Source organism: Gottfriedia endophytica (assembly GCF_017814275.1).
Taxonomy (GTDB): Bacteria; Bacillota; Bacilli; order Bacillales; family Bacillaceae_G; genus Gottfriedia; species Gottfriedia endophytica.
Genome location: NZ_JAGIYQ010000004.1, coordinates 157,678 through 175,880 on the forward strand (window position 1 = coordinate 157,678; position 18,203 = coordinate 175,880).

General features: G+C 36.5%; 13 protein-coding genes. 12 read left to right on the plus strand and 1 reads right to left on the minus strand.

Features of this window, described 5'->3' with window-relative positions; all coding sequences use genetic code 11:
• Positions 1–145: 145 nt before the first annotated feature.
• The 5 genes from J5Y03_RS07455 (at position 146) to J5Y03_RS07475 (ending at position 9,435) form a co-directional block, all read left to right on the plus strand.
• Positions 146–1,324: an acetyl-CoA C-acetyltransferase gene (locus tag J5Y03_RS07455; RefSeq protein WP_209404166.1), complete on the plus strand. Its 1,179-nt coding sequence runs from the start codon at positions 146–148 to the stop codon at positions 1,322–1,324.
• Between the two features lie 650 nt (positions 1,325–1,974).
• Positions 1,975–3,108: an acyl-CoA dehydrogenase gene (locus tag J5Y03_RS07460; RefSeq protein ID WP_209404168.1), complete on the plus strand. Its 1,134-nt coding sequence runs from the start codon at positions 1,975–1,977 to the stop codon at positions 3,106–3,108.
• A 169-nt stretch (positions 3,109–3,277) separates the two neighbouring features.
• The gene (gene icmF, locus J5Y03_RS07465; RefSeq protein WP_209404170.1) at positions 3,278–6,514 is read left to right on the plus strand and encodes a fused isobutyryl-CoA mutase/GTPase IcmF; all 3,237 of its coding nucleotides are present in this window, start codon (positions 3,278–3,280) and stop codon (positions 6,512–6,514) included.
• Positions 6,515–6,956: 442 nt separating this feature from the next.
• Entirely contained in the window at positions 6,957–7,535 is a 579-nt protein-coding gene (rpoE, locus tag J5Y03_RS07470) for a DNA-directed RNA polymerase subunit delta (RefSeq protein WP_209404172.1), read from the plus strand.
• A gap of 292 nt (positions 7,536–7,827) precedes the next feature.
• The gene (locus tag J5Y03_RS07475; RefSeq protein WP_209404174.1) at positions 7,828–9,435 is read left to right on the plus strand and encodes a CTP synthase; all 1,608 of its coding nucleotides are present in this window, start codon (positions 7,828–7,830) and stop codon (positions 9,433–9,435) included.
• 265 nt (positions 9,436–9,700) lie between these two features.
• Here the strand turns inward: J5Y03_RS07475 and J5Y03_RS07480 are convergent, their stop codons facing one another.
• Positions 9,701–10,219, minus strand: a complete 519-nt coding sequence (locus J5Y03_RS07480) for a DUF2529 family protein (RefSeq protein WP_209404176.1) — start codon at positions 10,217–10,219, stop codon at positions 9,701–9,703.
• A gap of 477 nt (positions 10,220–10,696) precedes the next feature.
• Here J5Y03_RS07480 and J5Y03_RS07485 point away from each other — a divergent pair, with 477 nt between their 5' ends.
• From J5Y03_RS07485 to J5Y03_RS07515, 7 genes are all read left to right on the plus strand, one after another.
• Positions 10,697–11,068, plus strand: coding sequence for a response regulator (locus J5Y03_RS07485; protein ID WP_209404178.1), 372 nt, complete (start codon positions 10,697–10,699; stop codon positions 11,066–11,068).
• 262 nt (positions 11,069–11,330) lie between these two features.
• Positions 11,331–12,185 (plus strand): class II fructose-bisphosphate aldolase, encoded by an 855-nt coding sequence (locus tag J5Y03_RS07490; RefSeq protein ID WP_209404180.1) that lies wholly within the window; start codon positions 11,331–11,333, stop codon positions 12,183–12,185.
• A 478-nt stretch (positions 12,186–12,663) separates the two neighbouring features.
• Positions 12,664–13,962, plus strand: a complete 1,299-nt coding sequence (locus J5Y03_RS07495; protein ID WP_209404182.1) for a UDP-N-acetylglucosamine 1-carboxyvinyltransferase — start codon at positions 12,664–12,666, stop codon at positions 13,960–13,962.
• A 101-nt stretch (positions 13,963–14,063) separates the two neighbouring features.
• The gene (gene glpX, locus J5Y03_RS07500) at positions 14,064–15,029 is read left to right on the plus strand and encodes a class II fructose-bisphosphatase (protein WP_209404184.1); all 966 of its coding nucleotides are present in this window, start codon (positions 14,064–14,066) and stop codon (positions 15,027–15,029) included.
• Between the two features lie 298 nt (positions 15,030–15,327).
• Positions 15,328–16,599 (plus strand): transcription termination factor Rho, encoded by a 1,272-nt coding sequence (gene rho, locus J5Y03_RS07505; protein WP_209404186.1) that lies wholly within the window; start codon positions 15,328–15,330, stop codon positions 16,597–16,599.
• A 400-nt stretch (positions 16,600–16,999) separates the two neighbouring features.
• Positions 17,000–17,245: a type B 50S ribosomal protein L31 gene (locus J5Y03_RS07510; protein WP_209404188.1), complete on the plus strand. Its 246-nt coding sequence runs from the start codon at positions 17,000–17,002 to the stop codon at positions 17,243–17,245.
• Positions 17,246–17,550: 305 nt separating this feature from the next.
• Positions 17,551–18,165, plus strand: a complete 615-nt coding sequence (locus J5Y03_RS07515) for a thymidine kinase (RefSeq protein WP_209404190.1) — start codon at positions 17,551–17,553, stop codon at positions 18,163–18,165.
• Positions 18,166–18,203: the final 38 nt, after the last annotated feature.

Consider the following 18,203-nt stretch of genomic DNA (forward strand, 5'->3'; position numbering starts at 1 on the left):
ACGATTTGTGCGCCTTTTTGTGTTGTAGATATTCAGATATATCCGTTTGATAATTGAATAATAAAAATAGTGTAAAAATTCTTTCTTTAATGAAGTAACAATACTATACTTTTAGTAAAGACATATGAAAGAGGGGATAGTAGGCATGGAGGAAACAGTAATTGTTAGTGCAGCAAGAACACCAATTGGGAAGTTAGGTGGAGTACTAAAAAGTTTTTCAGCAGCAGAATTAGGTGGTATTGCGATAAAAGAAGTAGTAGAGAGAGCAAATTTATCAGTAGAAGAAATTGATGATGTTGTTTTTGGTACTGTGCTTCAAGGTGGACAAGGGCAGTTACCTTCAAGACAAGCGCTTCGTAACGCGGGATTGTCATGGGATACAAGAACAGAAACAATCAATAAAGTTTGTGCATCGGGAATGAGAAGTGTTATGTTAGGCGACTTACTCATTCGCTCTGGAGAAAGCAAAATCGTAATTGCTGGTGGCATGGAATCGATGAGTAACACTCCTTATTACGCTAAAGATGTTCGTTTCGGTCATAAACTTGGCCATAGTTCATTGCAGGATGGGATTTTGATGGATGGTTTAACGTGTTCCTTTACCGGCGTACATATGGGTAACTACGGTAATGAAGTGTCAGTCATTGAAAACCTGTCGAGAGAACAACAAGACGAATGGGCACTGAGAAGTCACGAATTGGCTGTGAATGCGATTAAATCTGGTTATTTTACAGAGGAAATCGTATCTATTGAAGTGAATGACAAGAAAAAAACTAGCATCATTTCAACAGACGAGGGCCCTAGAGAAGGAACGTCCATCGACCAATTATCGAAGCTATCACCTGTATTTGGTAAGGATGGAACAATAACTGCAGGAAATGCTCCTGGTATCAATGACGGGGCAGCGGCACTAAGTTTGATGACTAAAACTGAAGCATTACATAAAGGTCTTACTCCAATTGCTAAAATTATTGGATCTGCATCAGTAGCAGTAGAGGCAAAAGATTTCCCAAGAACTCCTGGATACGTTATTCAAAAATTATTAAATAAAGTTAATAAACGAGTAGAAGATATTGATTTGTTTGAAATTAATGAAGCATTTGCAAGTGTTGTGTTAGCGAGTGCAAAAATTGCAGAAATACCATTAGAAAAAATCAATGTGAATGGTGGCGCAATTGCATTGGGTCATCCAATTGGAGCTAGTGGAGCGCGTATCATTGTAACATTAATCAATGCGCTGAAAAGACGCGGTGGAGGACTCGGTATTGCTGCAATTTGTAGTGGTGGCGGGCAAGGAGACGCGGTTTTAATAGAAGTAAAGTAAAAATTACGAGAGCGGTTCGAAAACGATTTTTCATCGCTTCTCGAACTGCTTCATTTTACTGAATTGCTAGTTTAAAAGTGATCTAAATTTCCTGTCCTATAAACAAGGAATTTATAGATTTCTGTCTAATACTTAAATATATTGTAAGATATTTAACTTTTGGAAGTTTTTAGATATCTTTCTAACAATTAGGCTCTGTCAAAGTTTATTGTTGATAAATAATAACAACATTCTTGTTTAACAGAGCCAACAATTATATAGAGTTAGAATGAAATACTTGTTATTACATAAGAAATAATGTCTTAGAAAGCGTTTTCTTTTTTAAGGTTTTAAGTTGGCTTTTTTCTAAAAGATTGTTGATTTTGAGATTTTTAATTTTAAAGACAGAAGTTGATTCGGGCGGAAGGTGCGAGGCTCCTGTGGGAAATGCGGGAAGGCTGAGACCCCACAGGAGCGTATGCGACGAGGAGGCTCAGCTCACGCCCCTAGGAAAGCGAGCATCCTGGAGTGGAAATTACACATACTGAAAAGCAACAATGTATACGAAAACAGCCATTAAATTAAGTGTTTGCAAGAGTATTAGATAAATAGATGGTCTACTTGCTAATTAATGAAAATTGGATTTGATAATGAAATGGAGGAAGAAAGAGATGCAATTTCGATTAAGTGAAGAACATGAAATGATTAGAAAAATGGTAAGAGACTTTGCTAGAAATGAAGTAGCTCCAAGTGCAGCAGAGCGAGACGAAGAAGAGAAGTTTGACCGTGAAATTTTTAATCAAATGGCTGAGCTAGGATTAACTGGTATTCCATTTCCTGAAGAATACGGTGGGATCGGTAGTGATTATTTAGCGTATGTTATTGCAGTTGAGGAGCTTTCAAGAGTATGTGCCTCAACAGGTGTAACTCTTTCAGCTCACACATCTTTAGCAAGTTGGCCAATTTATAAATTTGGAACAGAAGAGCAAAAACAGAAATTTTTACGACCATTAGCACAAGGGAAAAAGATTGGTGCTTATGGTTTAACAGAACCAGGTTCAGGTTCTGATGCTGGTGGCATGAAGACAACTGCTCGTAAAGAAGGAAATGAATACGTTTTAAATGGCTCTAAAATCTTTATTACGAATGGTGGAGAAGCAGAAATTTATGTTGTGTTTGCGTTAACTGATCCAGCTAACAGACAAAAAGGAACATCTGCTTTTATTGTAGAAAGTACTACTCCTGGATTTTCGGTTGGGAAAAAAGAAAGCAAACTTGGAATTCGATCTTCACCGACAACAGAAATTATTTTTGAAGAATGCCGTATTCCTGCTGAAAACTTACTAGGGGAAGAAGGACAAGGCTTCAAAGTTGCAATGCAGACTTTAGATGGCGGACGGAATGGAATTGCTGCTCAAGCGGTTGGGATAGCGCAAGGAGCACTTGATGAAGCTGTAAATTATGCAAAAGAACGTGTGCAATTCGGTAAACCAATTATTGCACAACAGGGAATTGGATTTAAACTAGCAGAGATGGCAACGAGTGTGGAGGCAGCTCGCCTATTAACCTATCAAGCTGCTTGGCTTGAATCAGCTGGCCTACCTTATGGGAAGGAATCAGCTATGTCTAAACTATTCGCAGGTGACGCAGCTATGAAAGTAACAACCGAAGCGGTACAAGTATTTGGTGGCTACGGATATACAAAAGAATATCCAGTTGAGAGAATGATGCGTGATGCGAAAATAACGCAAATTTATGAAGGAACACAAGAAATACAAAAACTAGTAATTTCTAGAATGCTGTAACCAATCAATCCAAAATCCGTAGCATATTGTAGAGGTATCAGTTTATTGCAAATTTTACACATATGATTTTATTTCAGCATGTTAACTTGGTGAGACCTTATTCGTTGGACCACACCAAGTTTTCTTTTCGATTTGAACTTTTTATAAGGAATAGGAGAGGAAAAGAGAGATGGAGAAATATATTTCAAAATATAAAATTCGTTTTGTAACTGCTTCAAGTTTGTTTGATGGACATGACGTAACAATCAATATGATTCGTCGTTTGCTTCAAGAAAATGGTGTCGAGGTGATTCATTTAGGACATAATCGCTCAGTTGAAGAAATTGTGAATGCAGCGATTCAAGAGGATGTTCAAGGGATTTCTGTGTCGTCTTATCAAGGTGGACATATAGAATACTTTAAATATATGTACGACCTCTTGCAAGAACGAGGAGCCTCTCATATTAAGATATTTGGTGGTGGGGGTGGCGTAATCCTGCCTCGTGAACAAGATGAGCTAGAAGCTTATGGCATTACGAAGATTTATTCGCCAGAAGATGGAAGAATCATGGGTTTACAAGGAATGATTAACCATATTCTTCAAAACACAGATTTCTTACCTCCAGCAAAAGATTTACCTACATTTACAACATTAACACCAAAGAATCATAAAGAAATTGCACGAGCAATAACTTATTCAGAAAATAAGCATCTAATAGAGGAAAATCAAGAGCTTGTTGCGACAATTGAAGATGAAAAAACAAATACAAGCATAGTAGTTGGTATAACTGGTACAGGTGGGTCTGGAAAAAGTTCGTTAACAGATGAATTAATTAGACGTTTTATTCAGGAATTCCCAGATAAAACGTTAGGCATTGTTTCGATTGATCCGACAAAACGCAAAACAGGTGGAGCGTTACTGGGAGATCGCATTCGAATGAATGCAATTCATCATCCAAATGTCTATATGAGAAGCCTTGCAACACGTGAAAGTCAATCTGAAATCTCAAATGCGCTTGAAGATACGTTGAAAATCTTTAAAGCAGCGGGATTTGATGTGATTTTCGTCGAAACAAGCGGAATCGGACAAGGTGATGCAGCCATTACAAACCATAGTGATATCAACATGTATGTGATGACAAGTGAGTTTGGAGCGCCATCACAATTAGAGAAAATTGACATGATTGATTACGCTGACTTAATTGCGATTAATAAATTTGAACGACAAGGTTCTGAGGATGCGCTTCGACTTGTTCAAAAACAATATCAAAGAAGTCGTCATTTATTCCATGATGCACTTGAAACGTTCCCGGTTTATGGAACGATTGCTAGTCAGTTTAATGATGTTGGTACAAACAACTTATTTTTAGCACTAATTGAAGCGATTGAGAAAAAGGTACATCAAAAGTGGGAAACAATGTACATTCTGCCTGGGAATGTTGAAAAACAGCATATCATTATCCCAAGTGAAAGAAGATTTTATTTACGAGAAATTGCTGATTCAGTAAGAAATTATCATAAAAAAGCTAAGGATGAGGCAAAGAAGGCTAGTAGAGTTTACCAGCTTAAAGGAGCACTTCAAGCAATTAAAGAAGCGAAAATGGAAGATGTTGAAGGCACAGTAGAAGAGCTGCATCAACAAACTTTAAACTCATTGGCTCCTTCAACGAGCCAAGCGTTACAGTATTTCGAACAAATATCAAAAGATTACAGTCAGGACCAATTAGTTCAAACAATTCGAGGTAAAGAAATTAAACATAAATTAACAACGGAAACGTTATCTGGAATAAAAATCCCAAAAGTTGCCCTTCCTAGCTATAGTGATTATGGTGATATCGTTCAGTGGGTTGCAAAGGAAAATATTCCTGGCTATTATCCATTTACTGCTGGCGTATTCCCATTCAAAAGACAAGATGAAGATCCGAAAAGACAATTTGCAGGAGAAGGACCACCAGATAGAACAAATAGACGTTTTCATTATTTAAGTAAAGATGATACTGCTAAACGACTAAGTACAGCATTTGACTCAGTGACATTATATGGTGAAGATCCAGCGATTCGTCCAGATATATTTGGGAAAATTGGTGAGAGTGGCGTAAGTGTCTGTACGCTCGACAATATGATTGAATTATATAAAGGATTTAATTTATGCGATCCATCTACATCTGTTTCAATGACGATAAACGGTCCAGCACCAATTATTTTAGCAATGTTTTTAAATACGGCGATTCATCAGCAAGTAGAGATGAAAGAGAAAGAGTTAAATCGTATTTTAACAGTTGAAGAGTTTATTGAAATAAAAAATATGACGTTAAAAACCGTACGTGGTACAGTTCAGGCAGATATTTTAAAAGAAGATCAAGGACAAAATACATGTATCTTCTCGACTGAATTCGCACTTAAAATGATGGGCGATATTCAGCAGTATTTTATTGAAAATAGTGTCCGAAATTATTATTCTGTTTCAATTTCTGGTTATCACATTGCAGAAGCGGGAGCGAATCCAATTTCACAGCTAGCGTTCACATTATCAAATGGATTTACTTATGTAGAATATTATTTGAGTCGTGGAATGCATATTGATGATTTTGCTCCAAACTTATCGTTTTTCTTTAGTAATGGACTAGATGCTGAATACGCTGTAATTGGTCGAGTAGCAAGACGTATTTGGGCAGTTGCAATGAAAGAAAAATACGGTGCATCTGAACGTAGTCAGAAGTTGAAGTACCATGTCCAAACATCAGGACGGTCACTGCACGCGAAAGAAATGGCGTTTAATGATATTCGTACGACACTTCAAGCTTTGCTAGCACTATATGATAATTGTAATTCTTTGCACACAAATGCATATGACGAAGCAGTTACAACGCCTACTGAGGAATCTGTTCGCCGTGCAATGGCAATACAATTAATTATTAATAAAGAAAATGGTTTATCAAAAAATGAAAATCCTCAACAAGGTGCATATATTATTGAACAACTAACAGATTTAGTTGAAGAAGCAGTATTAAAGGAATTTGAGCGTATTAGTGATCGTGGTGGAGTTTTAGGGGCAATGGAATTACAGTATCAAAGAGGTAAAATCCAAGAAGAATCATTGTATTATGAAACGCTAAAACATAACGGAGATCTTCCGATTATTGGTGTAAATGTATACCAAAATCCGAATGAGAATCAAGAGGATTTAAATACAATTGAAATTGCTCGAGCAAGTTATGAAGAGAAACAATCTCAAATTGATCATGTAGAACAATTTAAAGTTAAGCACGTTCGTAACGCGAAAGAAGCGATTGAGCAGTTAAAGAAAGTTGCTCGTATGAACGGAAATATATTTGCTGAATTGATGGAAGCAGTAAAGGTTGCTAGTTTAGGGCAAATTACGCAAGCTTTATATGAGGTTGGCGGACAATACAGACGAAATATGTAGGGATAAATAAATGGCCCTTTCTGAAAGATTGTTGCATTTGAGATTAACTTTGAAAACAAAAGTTGATTAAAACGGAAGGTGCGAGACTCCTGTGAGAACATAGGGACAGGAAACAGGAAACAGGGAGTAGGGAATAAGGAACAGGCTCGGCTCACGCCCACGGAAAGGGAGCGTCCTGGAGTTGTAACCAGCTAACGCATTCTAAAATAGCAACATTGTATATGAAAACAGCCAAATAAATAAAAAAGGGCGTCAATTTGACGCTCTTTTTCAAATAGGGATAGAAAATATAAGGTATTTCTAGAAAAATGTCTAGTTAGTTGTAGCATATTTGTTGTACTTTTGTTTATAATGAAAGATATGCATTCAGTACAATTACATTAAATTTTTATACATAATGGTACATTTGTATTTTACTATATCGTTTAAAGGAGTGCTTACAGTGAGTTTAAAACAATACTCAGAAGAGCAATTAAAAGAGTTCTCTTTAATTGAACTTGCATACGAATTATTCTCAGAAGTAAACCAACCTAAAGCATTTTATGAACTTGTTGACCAAATGGCGACAGTTTTAGGTGTAACAAGAGACGAATTATTAGATAAGCTACCTCAATTCTATACTGAACTAAACATCGATGGCCGTTTTGTTTGTTTAGGTGATAATCGCTGGGGACTACGTAGCTGGTATCCTTATGACCAAGCTGAAGAAGAAGTTTTACCAGTTTCTAAGCCAAAGAAAAAGCGCTCTAAGAAATATGAAGATGACGAAGAGATTGATGGCTTTGACGCAGTTGACGAAGACGAGGACTTTGAGTCTGACGATGATTTAGAAGAGCTAGATGAAGATGAAGACGACATTGATGAAGAAGACATTGATAAAGACGGTATTAATGAAGAAGATGAAGAAAATGTCGATGAATATGTTGAAGATGATCTAGATGAAGATGAAGATGAAGAAGAACTAGAATTAGATGAAGAGTTTTTAGATGACGATCTAGAAGAATTAGAAGAAGAAGAATGATAGTCCTTGACTTTTAAAAAATGAATGAGTAGAATTCTTATTGGGCTCTTTAAAAGTGCGTGATAAGAAAAATGCTCCCTATTTTAAATAGGGGGCGTTTTTGTTTTTTATAGAGTAATATAGGTTTTTATTTATTAGAATCGATCAAACTAGGCAAGTTCGATCTGTGAGTGTTTAAATAAATACCTAATAATACTATTTTTTAAAAAAATTGAAACGAAACATGTAAAAAGAGCATGTACCATCCTGTTTTGTGAACAATAGACTATAGGAAATAAGAAAGGGGCTCATTATGACAAAGTATATTTTTGTAACAGGCGGAGTAGTATCATCACTTGGAAAAGGGATTACTGCTGCTTCACTAGGAAGACTTTTAAAGAACAGAGGTTTAAACGTAACAATTCAAAAGTTTGACCCATATATTAACTTAGACCCAGGGACAATGAGTCCATATCAACATGGTGAAGTATTCGTTACGGATGATGGAGCAGAAACGGATTTAGACTTAGGTCACTATGAGCGTTTTATTGACATTAACTTAAATAAATTTAGTAATGTTACAACAGGTAAAGTGTACTCAACTGTTTTACAAAAAGAACGTCGTGGAGATTACCTTGGCGGAACTGTTCAAGTAATTCCTCATATTACAAATGAAATAAAAGATAAAGTATTCCGTGCTGGCCGTGAAACAAATGCGGATGTTGTTATCACAGAAATCGGTGGAACTGTAGGTGATATTGAATCACTACCTTTCCTTGAAGCGATTCGTCAAATCAAGAGTGACATTGGCCGTGATAATGTAATGTACATCCATTGTACGTTAATTCCTTATTTAAAAGCTGCTGGAGAAATGAAAACAAAACCAACTCAACACAGTGTAAAAGAATTAAGAAGCTTAGGTATTCAACCAAATGTAATCGTTGTTCGTACTGAACTGCCAGTTTCTGATGATATGAAAGAAAAACTTGCTTTATTCTGTGACATTGATTCTAAAGCAGTGATCGAAGCGCGTGATGCTGAGACATTATATGAAGTGCCTTTAGAATTACAAGCACAAGGCTTAGATGATTTAGTTTGTGATCATTTAAAACTTAAAACTAAAAAAGCAGAAATGACAGAGTGGAAAGCACTTGTTGATAAAGTGAAAAACCTTTCTAAATCAACAAGAATTGCACTTGTTGGTAAATATGTAGAACTTCAAGATGCGTATATTTCTGTTGTAGAAGCATTAAAACATGCTGGATATTCATTTGATAGTGATATCGAGATTGACTGGATTAATGCTGAGCATGTAACAACTGAAAATGTAAAAGAACTACTTGGAGATGTAGACGGTATCTTAGTACCTGGTGGTTTTGGAGACCGTGGAGTAGAAGGTAAAATTGTGACTGCTCAATTCGCTCGTGAAAACAACGTTCCTTTCTTAGGAATTTGTTTAGGTATGCAAATTGCATCAATTGAATTTGCACGAAACGTTCTTGGATTTGAGGGTGCTCATACTTCTGAAATTGATCCAACTACAAAGTATCCAATCATTGATCTTTTACCAGAACAAAAAGACGTTGAGGATTTAGGTGGTACATTACGTCTTGGTTTATATCCTTGTAAGTTAGTTGAAGGAACAAAAGCTCATGAGGCATATGGCGATGAGATTGTATATGAACGTCACCGTCATCGTTATGAGTTTAATAATGAATATCGCCAACAAATGGAAAAAGCAGGTTTCGTATTCTCTGGAACTAGCCCAGATGGTCGTTTAGTGGAAATTATTGAATTACCAAACCATCCATGGTTTGTAGCATCTCAATTCCACCCAGAATTGGTGTCTCGTCCAACAAGACCGCAACCTTTATTTAGAGATTTCGTTGGAGCTTCATTAAACAATAGAGAATCAAAATAATCAATCATTCATAAAAAGAGAGGTTTTGTAGTAAGATACAAAACCTCTCTTTTTTTTATATTTCTAAAAGATTGTTGTTTTTAAAGAGATTGATAAAGCAGAAGTTGATTGGAACGTAAGGGTGCCGGGCTCCTGTGGGAGATGCGGGAAGGCTGAGACCCCGCAGGAGCTATGCGACGAGGAGGCTCAGCTCACGCCCCAAGGAAAGCGAGCACCCTGGAGTGGAAATTTACACATACTGAAATAGCAACAAAGTTAAAATTATCTATAAATCCTCAAGTATTTCTTTAATATTTAAAGCTAAACAATGATAGATAAATAACCCACTCATTAAACTTGGAAAACCTGTACGATCTCCTTCTTCAGTCGGAACTAGTTTTCTAGTAATAAAATGATTAATTGAGACATCAGCCATCTCAAATAATCCTTCATCAGCATTTCCAGACGTAACACATGCTACACCAATATCCATTTGTTGTAGTGTTTTGACTAATTTTATACCGTCTTCATCGTTAGTTGTACGTGTGAATAACAGTACTCTGTCTACAGGTGATACAGCCTGCATAGTCTCATTGACATATAAAGGTAAAATAGCTGAATTATTTTCCAATCCTTCTGTTACCTCGGCTAGAATACCTGCCATTTCTTTTGTTCCGTGTACATATATATTTCCTTCACCTGCTATTGCTTGAGCTAAAAAACGTGCGCAATCTTCAAGTGATTCTTCATCATTTCCTATTTTTTGAAAAACACCATTTAATTGTGTTGTAAAAATCTTACTCATTATTAATAACCCCTTTATGAAAAAGTTCATCTTTATTATACTGAAAAGAGAATGAAGAGATAAAGTGAAACTTCCATCAGTGGAAAGATTTATCCCACTGATGGTCAGCCCGCCCAATCGGGCATTTAGTGGCAGTTATCCATTCTTTAATATCAGCTTTGCCTCTCATAGTTTAGAAGCATTGGGGTTTACTGCCAGTTACTGCGGGGTGAGTGTAACCTTTAAAAGTTGGGGTTTTCTTCACACCTTACTGATGGTTAGTCCGCCCAATTGGGCATTAATGTGCAATAAATCCTTATCTTACTAGTTTTGAGGTTGGGGTCTTTCAGCCCGTTAATGCTGGGGAATTTTCAAATGAGAAAATAAATTTTTAATAAAAAGAAGGAATGTTTTAGTATTCGCTCGAATGTAAGACGATATGTGGAAAAATTGCACTGGTTATAATAAATCTAACAGTAGCGAAAGTGAGGAAAAAGAATGCCAAACAAGCTTCTAATTGTAGACGATCAGTACGGAATCCGATTATTACTCCATGAGATCTTTAAAAAAGAAGGTTATGAAGTTTATCAGGCGGCAAATGGTTTTCAAGCAATTGATATTGTAACGAATGACCGTCCAGACTTAGTTGTACTTGATATGAAAATCCCTGGTATGGATGGAATTGAAATTTTAAAACGTATTAAAGAAATTGATCAAAACATAAAAGTCATTTTAATGACAGCATATGGTGAGCTTGACATAATTGAGGAGGCAAAGAAACTGGGTGCTCTTCGTTATTTCGCAAAACCATTTGACATCGATGAAATTAAAACAGTAGTTAGAGAGCATATGGTAACTTATCAAAATTAGTCATTAAAAATTAAAGGAAATCGCTTTCTTTTTTGTAGTGTATAAAGACTCACTCAAATTCTTATAATCATTGGTACGAATCTGTGAACTTTTAGTCTTTATTGTTGTAATTTAAGCTCCTTTTCTGTATTCTAAGAAAGGTAATAAATGTACCGTAAAATATACATAATAAAATGTACTTTGTCGTAATCTATTCATGTTCGTACATTTGTTTAGGTACACTAGTATAATTTCTAACAAATGATTAGAAGGAGGGCTTATTATGCCTTTAGTATCTATGAAAGAAATGCTTATTAAAGCAAACGAAGGTAAATACGCAGTTGGTCAGTACAACATCAACAATTTAGAATGGACTCATGCAATCCTTACTGCAGCTGAAGAAGAAAAATCTCCAGTAATCCTAGGTGTGTCTGAAGGCGCTGCTAAATACATGGGTGGATTTAATACAGTAGTAAAAATGGTAGAAGGTTTAATGATCGATTTAAAAATCACTGTACCTGTTGCTATTCATCTTGATCATGGTTCAAGCTTTGAAGCTTGTAAGAATGCAATCGATGCTGGTTTCACATCAGTAATGATCGATGCTTCTCATGATCCTTTTGAGCAAAACGTTGAAACAACTAAAAAAGTTGTTGAGTATGCTCATGCTAAAGGTGTTTCTGTTGAGGCAGAATTAGGAACAGTTGGTGGTCAAGAAGATCACGTTGTAGGAAGCATTATTTATGCTGACCCACAAGAGTGTAAAGAATTAGTTGAGCGTACTGGCATTGATTGCTTAGCTCCAGCTCTAGGTTCTGTTCATGGTCCTTACAAAGGCGAACCTAAATTAGGTTTCGACGAAATGGAACAAATCGGTAGAGAAACTAAATTACCATTAGTATTACACGGTGGTACTGGTATCCCAACTGAACAAATCCAAAAAGCTATTGCTCGTGGTACTGCAAAAATCAACGTTAACACTGAAAACCAAATTTCATTCAACAAAGCAGTTCGTGAATTTGTTGCAAACGATCAAAAACAATACGATCCACGTAAAATTCTTGGACCAGGCCGTGAAGCTGTTAAAGCTACTGTTATCGGTAAAATCCGTGAGTTCGGTACAAGCAACAAAGCGTAAGAGAAATTTCTCGTACGATATGATATAATATGATTAATTGAAACCGTCTAAAGCAATTTTAGGCGGTTTTATTCGTTTGAAAAGTGAAAGCGTACACAAGTAAAATAATTAGAATGGCTTTCAATTTATTGTTATACTATTCCTTAGGAAAAAAGGACTGGAGTATCCCAGCAAGAACTTTAAAAACAAACATACTTTTTTCTCCTTTTTTCGTTTAAAATGAAACTGGGATTAGAGTGTTAAAGACATGGAGAAAATATAGAAAAAGCGGAATGAACTCGGTTAGCTCTGACAGGCGTTGGAGCAAAAACCTAGAGAAGGGTGGTTTCTCCCTTCACTTGGTTTTTGTGAAACGACCGAAGAGCTAGTTCATGGAGCTGGACAAGACAAAAGCGTAAGTGACTTGCTTACCAAAACATCTATGCCTATAAAAATTATTTCTATTTTTTCTTCTGTTTATTGATGAAGGGAGTATTGTATGGAAAAGCTTGTTTTAGAAGGGGGGATTCCTTTAAAAGGTACAATTCGTGTAAGTGGAGCTAAAAACAGTGCAGTTGCATTAATACCTGCAACGATACTTGCTAGTTCTCCGGTTGTGCTTGAGGGATTACCTAGAATTTCAGATGTACAAACACTATGTGATTTATTAGAAGAAATTGGCGGAACAGTTAATTATGATAACGAAAAAATTATTATCGACCCTTCGAAAATGATTGGTATGCCTCTTCCGAATGGAAAGGTAAAAAAACTTCGTGCTTCGTATTATTTAATGGGTGCGATGCTAGGGCGATTTAAGCAAGCAGTCATTGGCTTACCGGGCGGATGTTATTTAGGACCAAGGCCAATTGATCAGCATATAAAAGGATTTGAAGCACTAGGGGCAAAAGTTACAAATGAACAAGGTGCAATATACTTACGTGCTGATGAATTAAAAGGCGCACGTATTTACTTAGATGTGGTTAGTGTAGGTGCTACTATAAATATTATGCTTGCTGCAGTGTTAGCAAAGGGAAGAACGGTCATTGAAAATGCTGCAAAAGAACCAGAAATTGTTGATGTTGCGACATTATTAACAAGTATGGGGGCAAAAATCAAGGGCGCTGGTACGGATGTAATTAGAATTGATGGTGTAGAACAATTAAATGGTTGTTCACACACGATCATTCCAGACCGTATTGAAGCGGGAACTTACGCAATCTTAGCGGCTTCTACTGTTGAAGAAGGTAAGCAAGTTATTGTAGACAATGTTATTCCGCATCATTTAGAATCTCTAATCGCAAAGATGAGAGAGATGGGTGTACAAGTTGAAACGAATGATGAGCAGTTGATTGTAACAGGAACAAATAGAGAATTAAAAGCTGTCGATATTAAGACGCTTGTTTATCCTGGGTTTGCAACTGATCTACAGCAACCTTTTACAGTGTTATTAACAAAAGCTAATGGAACGTCAGTTGTAACTGACACAATCTATGGAGCACGTTTTAAACACATTGATGAGTTAAATAGAATGAATGGAATCATCAAAGTGGAAGGAAGTACTGCTATTGTAACTGGGCCAACAAAGTTACAAGGAGGGCGTGTTAAAGCAAGTGATTTACGTGCTGGAGCAGCTCTTGTCATTGCAGGTTTAATTGCAGAAGGAAAAACAGAGTTAACAGGTCTTGAGCACGTTGATCGTGGCTATGAAGGATTGGTGGACAAGTTAACAGGACTCGGTGCAAATGTTTGGAGAGTTCCTTTAACTGAGAAAGAATTAGAACAATTGAAAAACGCGTAATTCTAGCAAAAAGTTACTCTAAAATCAGTGACTTTGAATACATCTAGATTACTATAATATACGACGTTTACTTTTTGACGTACAAATAGGGGGATTTTGTCATGGAAAGAAGTTTATCAATGGAGTTAGTTCGTGTTACGGAAGCAGCAGCACTTGCATCATCAAGATGGATGGGTCTTGGTAAAAAGGATGAAGCAGACGGGGCTGCAACAGAAGCGATGAGAGATGTATTTGATACAATTCCAATGAAAGGTACAGTTGTCATTGGTGAAGGAGAAATGGACGAAGCACCAATGCTTTATATTGGTGAAAAGCTAGGTACAGGATTTGGTCCAAGAGTGGATGTAGCTGTTGATCCACTAGAAGGTACAAACATTGTTGCTAGCGGTGGGTGGAATGCTCTTGCCGTTCTTGCGATTGCTGACCATGGGAACTTATTACATGCTCCTGATATGTATATGGAAAAAATTGCAGTTGGACCAGAAGCTGTTGGTAAAATCGATATCAATGCTTCTGTATATGATAATCTTATGGCTGTTGCAAACGCTAAAGGGAAAAATATTAACGATGTAGTAGCAACAGTATTAAACCGTCCACGCCATGAAAAATTAATTGAAGAAATTCGTGCTGCAGGTGCACGCATTAAACTAATTAATGATGGTGATGTTGCAGGAGCTATTAATACAGCATTTGATCATACAGGTGTAGATATTTTATTTGGATCTGGTGGTGCACCAGAAGGCGTAATCGCAGCGGTTGCCTTAAAGTGTCTAGGTGGAGAGCTACAAGGGAAATTATTACCTCAAAATGATCAAGAGCTAGAAAGATGTATTAAAATGGGAATTAAAGACCCACACCAAGTATTGTACATGGATGACCTTGTAAAAGGTGACGATGCCATTTTTGCAGCAACAGGTGTAACTGATGGTGAACTACTTAAAGGTGTTCAATTAAAGGGAGATATAGGGACTACTCAATCTCTTGTAATGCGTGCTAAGTCTGGAACTGTACGTTTTGTTGATGGACGCCATAGCTTAAATAAAAAACCTAATTTAGTAATTAAATAATATTTTTGAGCTGCTCCATAACATTCATTAAGTATTTATGGAGCAGCTTTTACTTTTAATTGTTCAAAATTGTAACAAAACAGAAATATTAAATATATTGGCAGAAAGAATCTTTCGCCTTATAATCTCAATAGGTAATAAAACAAATACGTTAAATAAGAATAATTTTAGAGGAAAAGGTTACACTAAAGAGTAAAAACTTTTCTGTATGTCTTTCTTCAAAAAACCTTCTGAAAAACCTTCCAATTGATTTGATATATTCCGAACTAATTTTAAAATTGAAAAAGAGTGGTGTTGTATGAGTTTAACGATCTCCGCATTAGAAAATATGAAGTTAAAAGACCTGTATGAGCACGCGAAAGTTTTGAAAATTTCGTATTACAGTAAATTAACAAAGAAAGAATTAATATTTGCAATCTTGAAAGCCCAAGCAGAAAAAGATGGTTTGTTATTTATGGAAGGTGTTCTTGAAATCATCCCGTCTGAAGGATATGGATTTTTACGTCCTATTAATTATTCGCCAAGTTCAGAAGATATTTATATTTCGGCTTCTCAAATTCGTCGTTTTGATATGAGAAATGGGGACAAGGTATCAGGGAAGGTACGTCCACCAAAAGAAAATGAACGCTATTTTGGATTGTTACAAGTTGAAGCTGTAAATGGCGATGACCCAGAGAATGCAAAAGAACGTGTTCACTTTCCAGGATTAACTGCACTTTATCCAAATCGTTTCATGAAATTAGAAACGGAACCGCATAAGTTTTCAACTCGTATCATTGATATGATTGCTCCAGTTGGATTTGGGCAACGTGGATTAATCGTTGCGCCTCCGAAAGCTGGTAAAACGGAATTATTAAAAGAAATCGCAAATAGCATTACAACGAATCATCCTGAAGCAGAATTAATTGTATTGTTGATCGATGAACGTCCTGAAGAGGTAACTGACATTGAGCGTTCAGTAAAAGGTGATGTTGTAAGTTCTACATTTGATGAAACTCCAGAAAGTCATATTAAAGTTGCAGAACTTGTTTTAGAAAGAGCAATGCGATTAGTAGAACATAAAAAAGACGTTATTATCCTGATGGATAGTATTACTCGTCTGGCACGTGCCTATAACTTAGTTATCCCTCCAAGTGGTCGTACTCTTTCTGGTGGTATTGATCCTGCAGCATTCCATAGACCAAAACGTTTCTTTGGGGCGGCTCGTAACATTGAAGAGGGTGGAAGTTTAACAATTCTTGCAACTGCATTAATTGATACCGGTTCACGTATGGATGATGTTATCTACGAAGAATTTAAAGGAACAGGAAATATGGAGCTTCATTTAGATCGTTCATTAGCAGAACGTCGAATCTTCCCTGCGATTGATATTCGTCGCTCTGGAACACGTAAAGAAGACCTTCTAATTCCTAAAGCTCATTTAGACAAGCTTTGGTTAATGAGAAAAACGATGTCTAATATCCCTGATTTTGTAGAAAGATACTTTAAAATGCTTCGTCAAACAAAAACAAATGAAGAATTTTTTGAGATGATGACAGAGGAAAGCAAAAAGATTCCTGTTTCAAGATAAACGAGCTTACTCCACATTTCCTTGTCTAGTTCCGGTGCCTATCTCCTCGGCCGTTTCGCAAATAACAAATGAAGTGGAAAGCACACTTCCTTTGTTATTTACTCCAACGTCTGTCGGAGATGAGCAAGGCACCTACACATTTCCTGGTGTCTAGTTGCGCAAGCTAGCTCTTCGGTCTTTTCACAAAAACTAAGTGAAGTGAAAACCGCACTTCCCTTAATTTTTGCTCCAAAGCCTGTCAGAGCTAAACGAGCTTGCTACACATTTCCTTAATTAAGCAGTTGCATTCTCCTGGTGGAGTTGCTATAATTTCTCTTGTATGTAAAGTGTCTAAGTGTAAAATCACATAGATAAGATAACTCTGATTTCGAGTATTTCAGGGCGGAAGGAGATGAAAATCATGAAACAAAATATTCATCCAGATTACAAGAAAGTCGTGTTCATGGACATTAACACTGGCTTTAAGTTTCTAACAGGATCTACAAAATATTCTAACGAAACAATCGAGTGGGAAGATGGAAACTCATACCCTCTTATCAAAGTTGAGGTAAGTTCTGATTCACACCCATTCTACACTGGTCGTCAGAAATTTGCTAACGCTGAAGGTCGTGTTGCACGTTTCAACAAAAAATACGGCATTAAGTAATAATGTTGAAAAGCAGGCAGGTTATTGCTACTATGCCTGCTTTTTTTACGCACGAATACTTAGTTTCTCCTTGTAAAACATACATTTAATAAAATCCATTTAATAATACATTTTATAAATTACATCATGATATAAAGAGAAGCGTAAGTGGCTTGATTACCTTCGAAAGACATTGGAGCAAAATCCAAGAGATGGTAGCCACTGAAGCTAGACACATAAAAAAACGGAATGAACTGATCAGTTCACCAATATAAACAATAGACAGAAATAATCTTAGATTGATTTGTAGAAAGGTGAGAGGCTTAATGTTTATGATGAGAAGAGACGGTTGGGTCGAGGTGATTTGCGGAAGCATGTTTTCGGGCAAATCAGAAGAATTGATCCGTCGAGTTCGTCGTACGCAGTTTGCTAAGCAAAAATGCGTGACGTTCAAACCATCAATTGACAATCGTTACAGTGAAATAGAAGTGGTTTCTCATAATGGAATGAAAGTCCCTGCTTATGCAATAAGCCAATCATCCCAAATGCTTGATTATGTAACGGAAGATATTGAAGTTGTTGCGATTGACGAAATACAATTTTTTGATGATGAAGTTCTGCATGTAGTTCAACAGTTGGCTAATATGGGAAAACGAGTTATTTGTGCAGGGCTTGATCAAGATTTTAGAGGCCTTCCATTTGGACAAGTACCACAATTACTAGCAATTGCTGAGCATGTGACGAAACTAAATGCAGTATGTGCGGTATGTGCATCACCTGCGAGTCGTACTCAACGATTAATTAATGGAAAACCTGCGTCATTCCATGATCCAATAATTCTAGTTGGTGCTTCTGAATCGTATGAGCCAAGATGCCGTCATTGTCATAAAGTACCTATGGAAGAATCTTTGCATGCAGAATTGCATCATCAAGAGGATTAATAGAGAAACTTGAAAATTAATTGATAGAAATTTATACT

Bases quoted from the DNA above. Each gene is read 5' to 3' on its own strand.
- J5Y03_RS07455 (WP_209404166.1), top strand. From the start codon at position 146: ATGGAGGAAACAGTAATTGTTAGTGCAGCAAGAACACCAATTGGGAAG.
- J5Y03_RS07460 (WP_209404168.1), top strand. From the start codon at position 1,975: ATGCAATTTCGATTAAGTGAAGAACATGAAATGATTAGAAAAATGGTA.
- icmF (WP_209404170.1), top strand. From the start codon at position 3,278: ATGGAGAAATATATTTCAAAATATAAAATTCGTTTTGTAACTGCTTCA.
- J5Y03_RS07475 (WP_209404174.1), top strand. From the start codon at position 7,828: ATGACAAAGTATATTTTTGTAACAGGCGGAGTAGTATCATCACTTGGA.
- J5Y03_RS07480 (WP_209404176.1), bottom strand. From the start codon at position 10,219: ATGAGTAAGATTTTTACAACACAATTAAATGGTGTTTTTCAAAAAATA.
- J5Y03_RS07485 (WP_209404178.1), top strand. From the start codon at position 10,697: ATGCCAAACAAGCTTCTAATTGTAGACGATCAGTACGGAATCCGATTA.
- J5Y03_RS07490 (WP_209404180.1), top strand. From the start codon at position 11,331: ATGCCTTTAGTATCTATGAAAGAAATGCTTATTAAAGCAAACGAAGGT.
- J5Y03_RS07495 (WP_209404182.1), top strand. From the start codon at position 12,664: ATGGAAAAGCTTGTTTTAGAAGGGGGGATTCCTTTAAAAGGTACAATT.
- glpX (WP_209404184.1), top strand. From the start codon at position 14,064: ATGGAAAGAAGTTTATCAATGGAGTTAGTTCGTGTTACGGAAGCAGCA.
- rho (WP_209404186.1), top strand. From the start codon at position 15,328: ATGAGTTTAACGATCTCCGCATTAGAAAATATGAAGTTAAAAGACCTG.
- J5Y03_RS07510 (WP_209404188.1), top strand. From the start codon at position 17,000: ATGAAACAAAATATTCATCCAGATTACAAGAAAGTCGTGTTCATGGAC.
- J5Y03_RS07515 (WP_209404190.1), top strand. From the start codon at position 17,551: ATGTTTATGATGAGAAGAGACGGTTGGGTCGAGGTGATTTGCGGAAGC.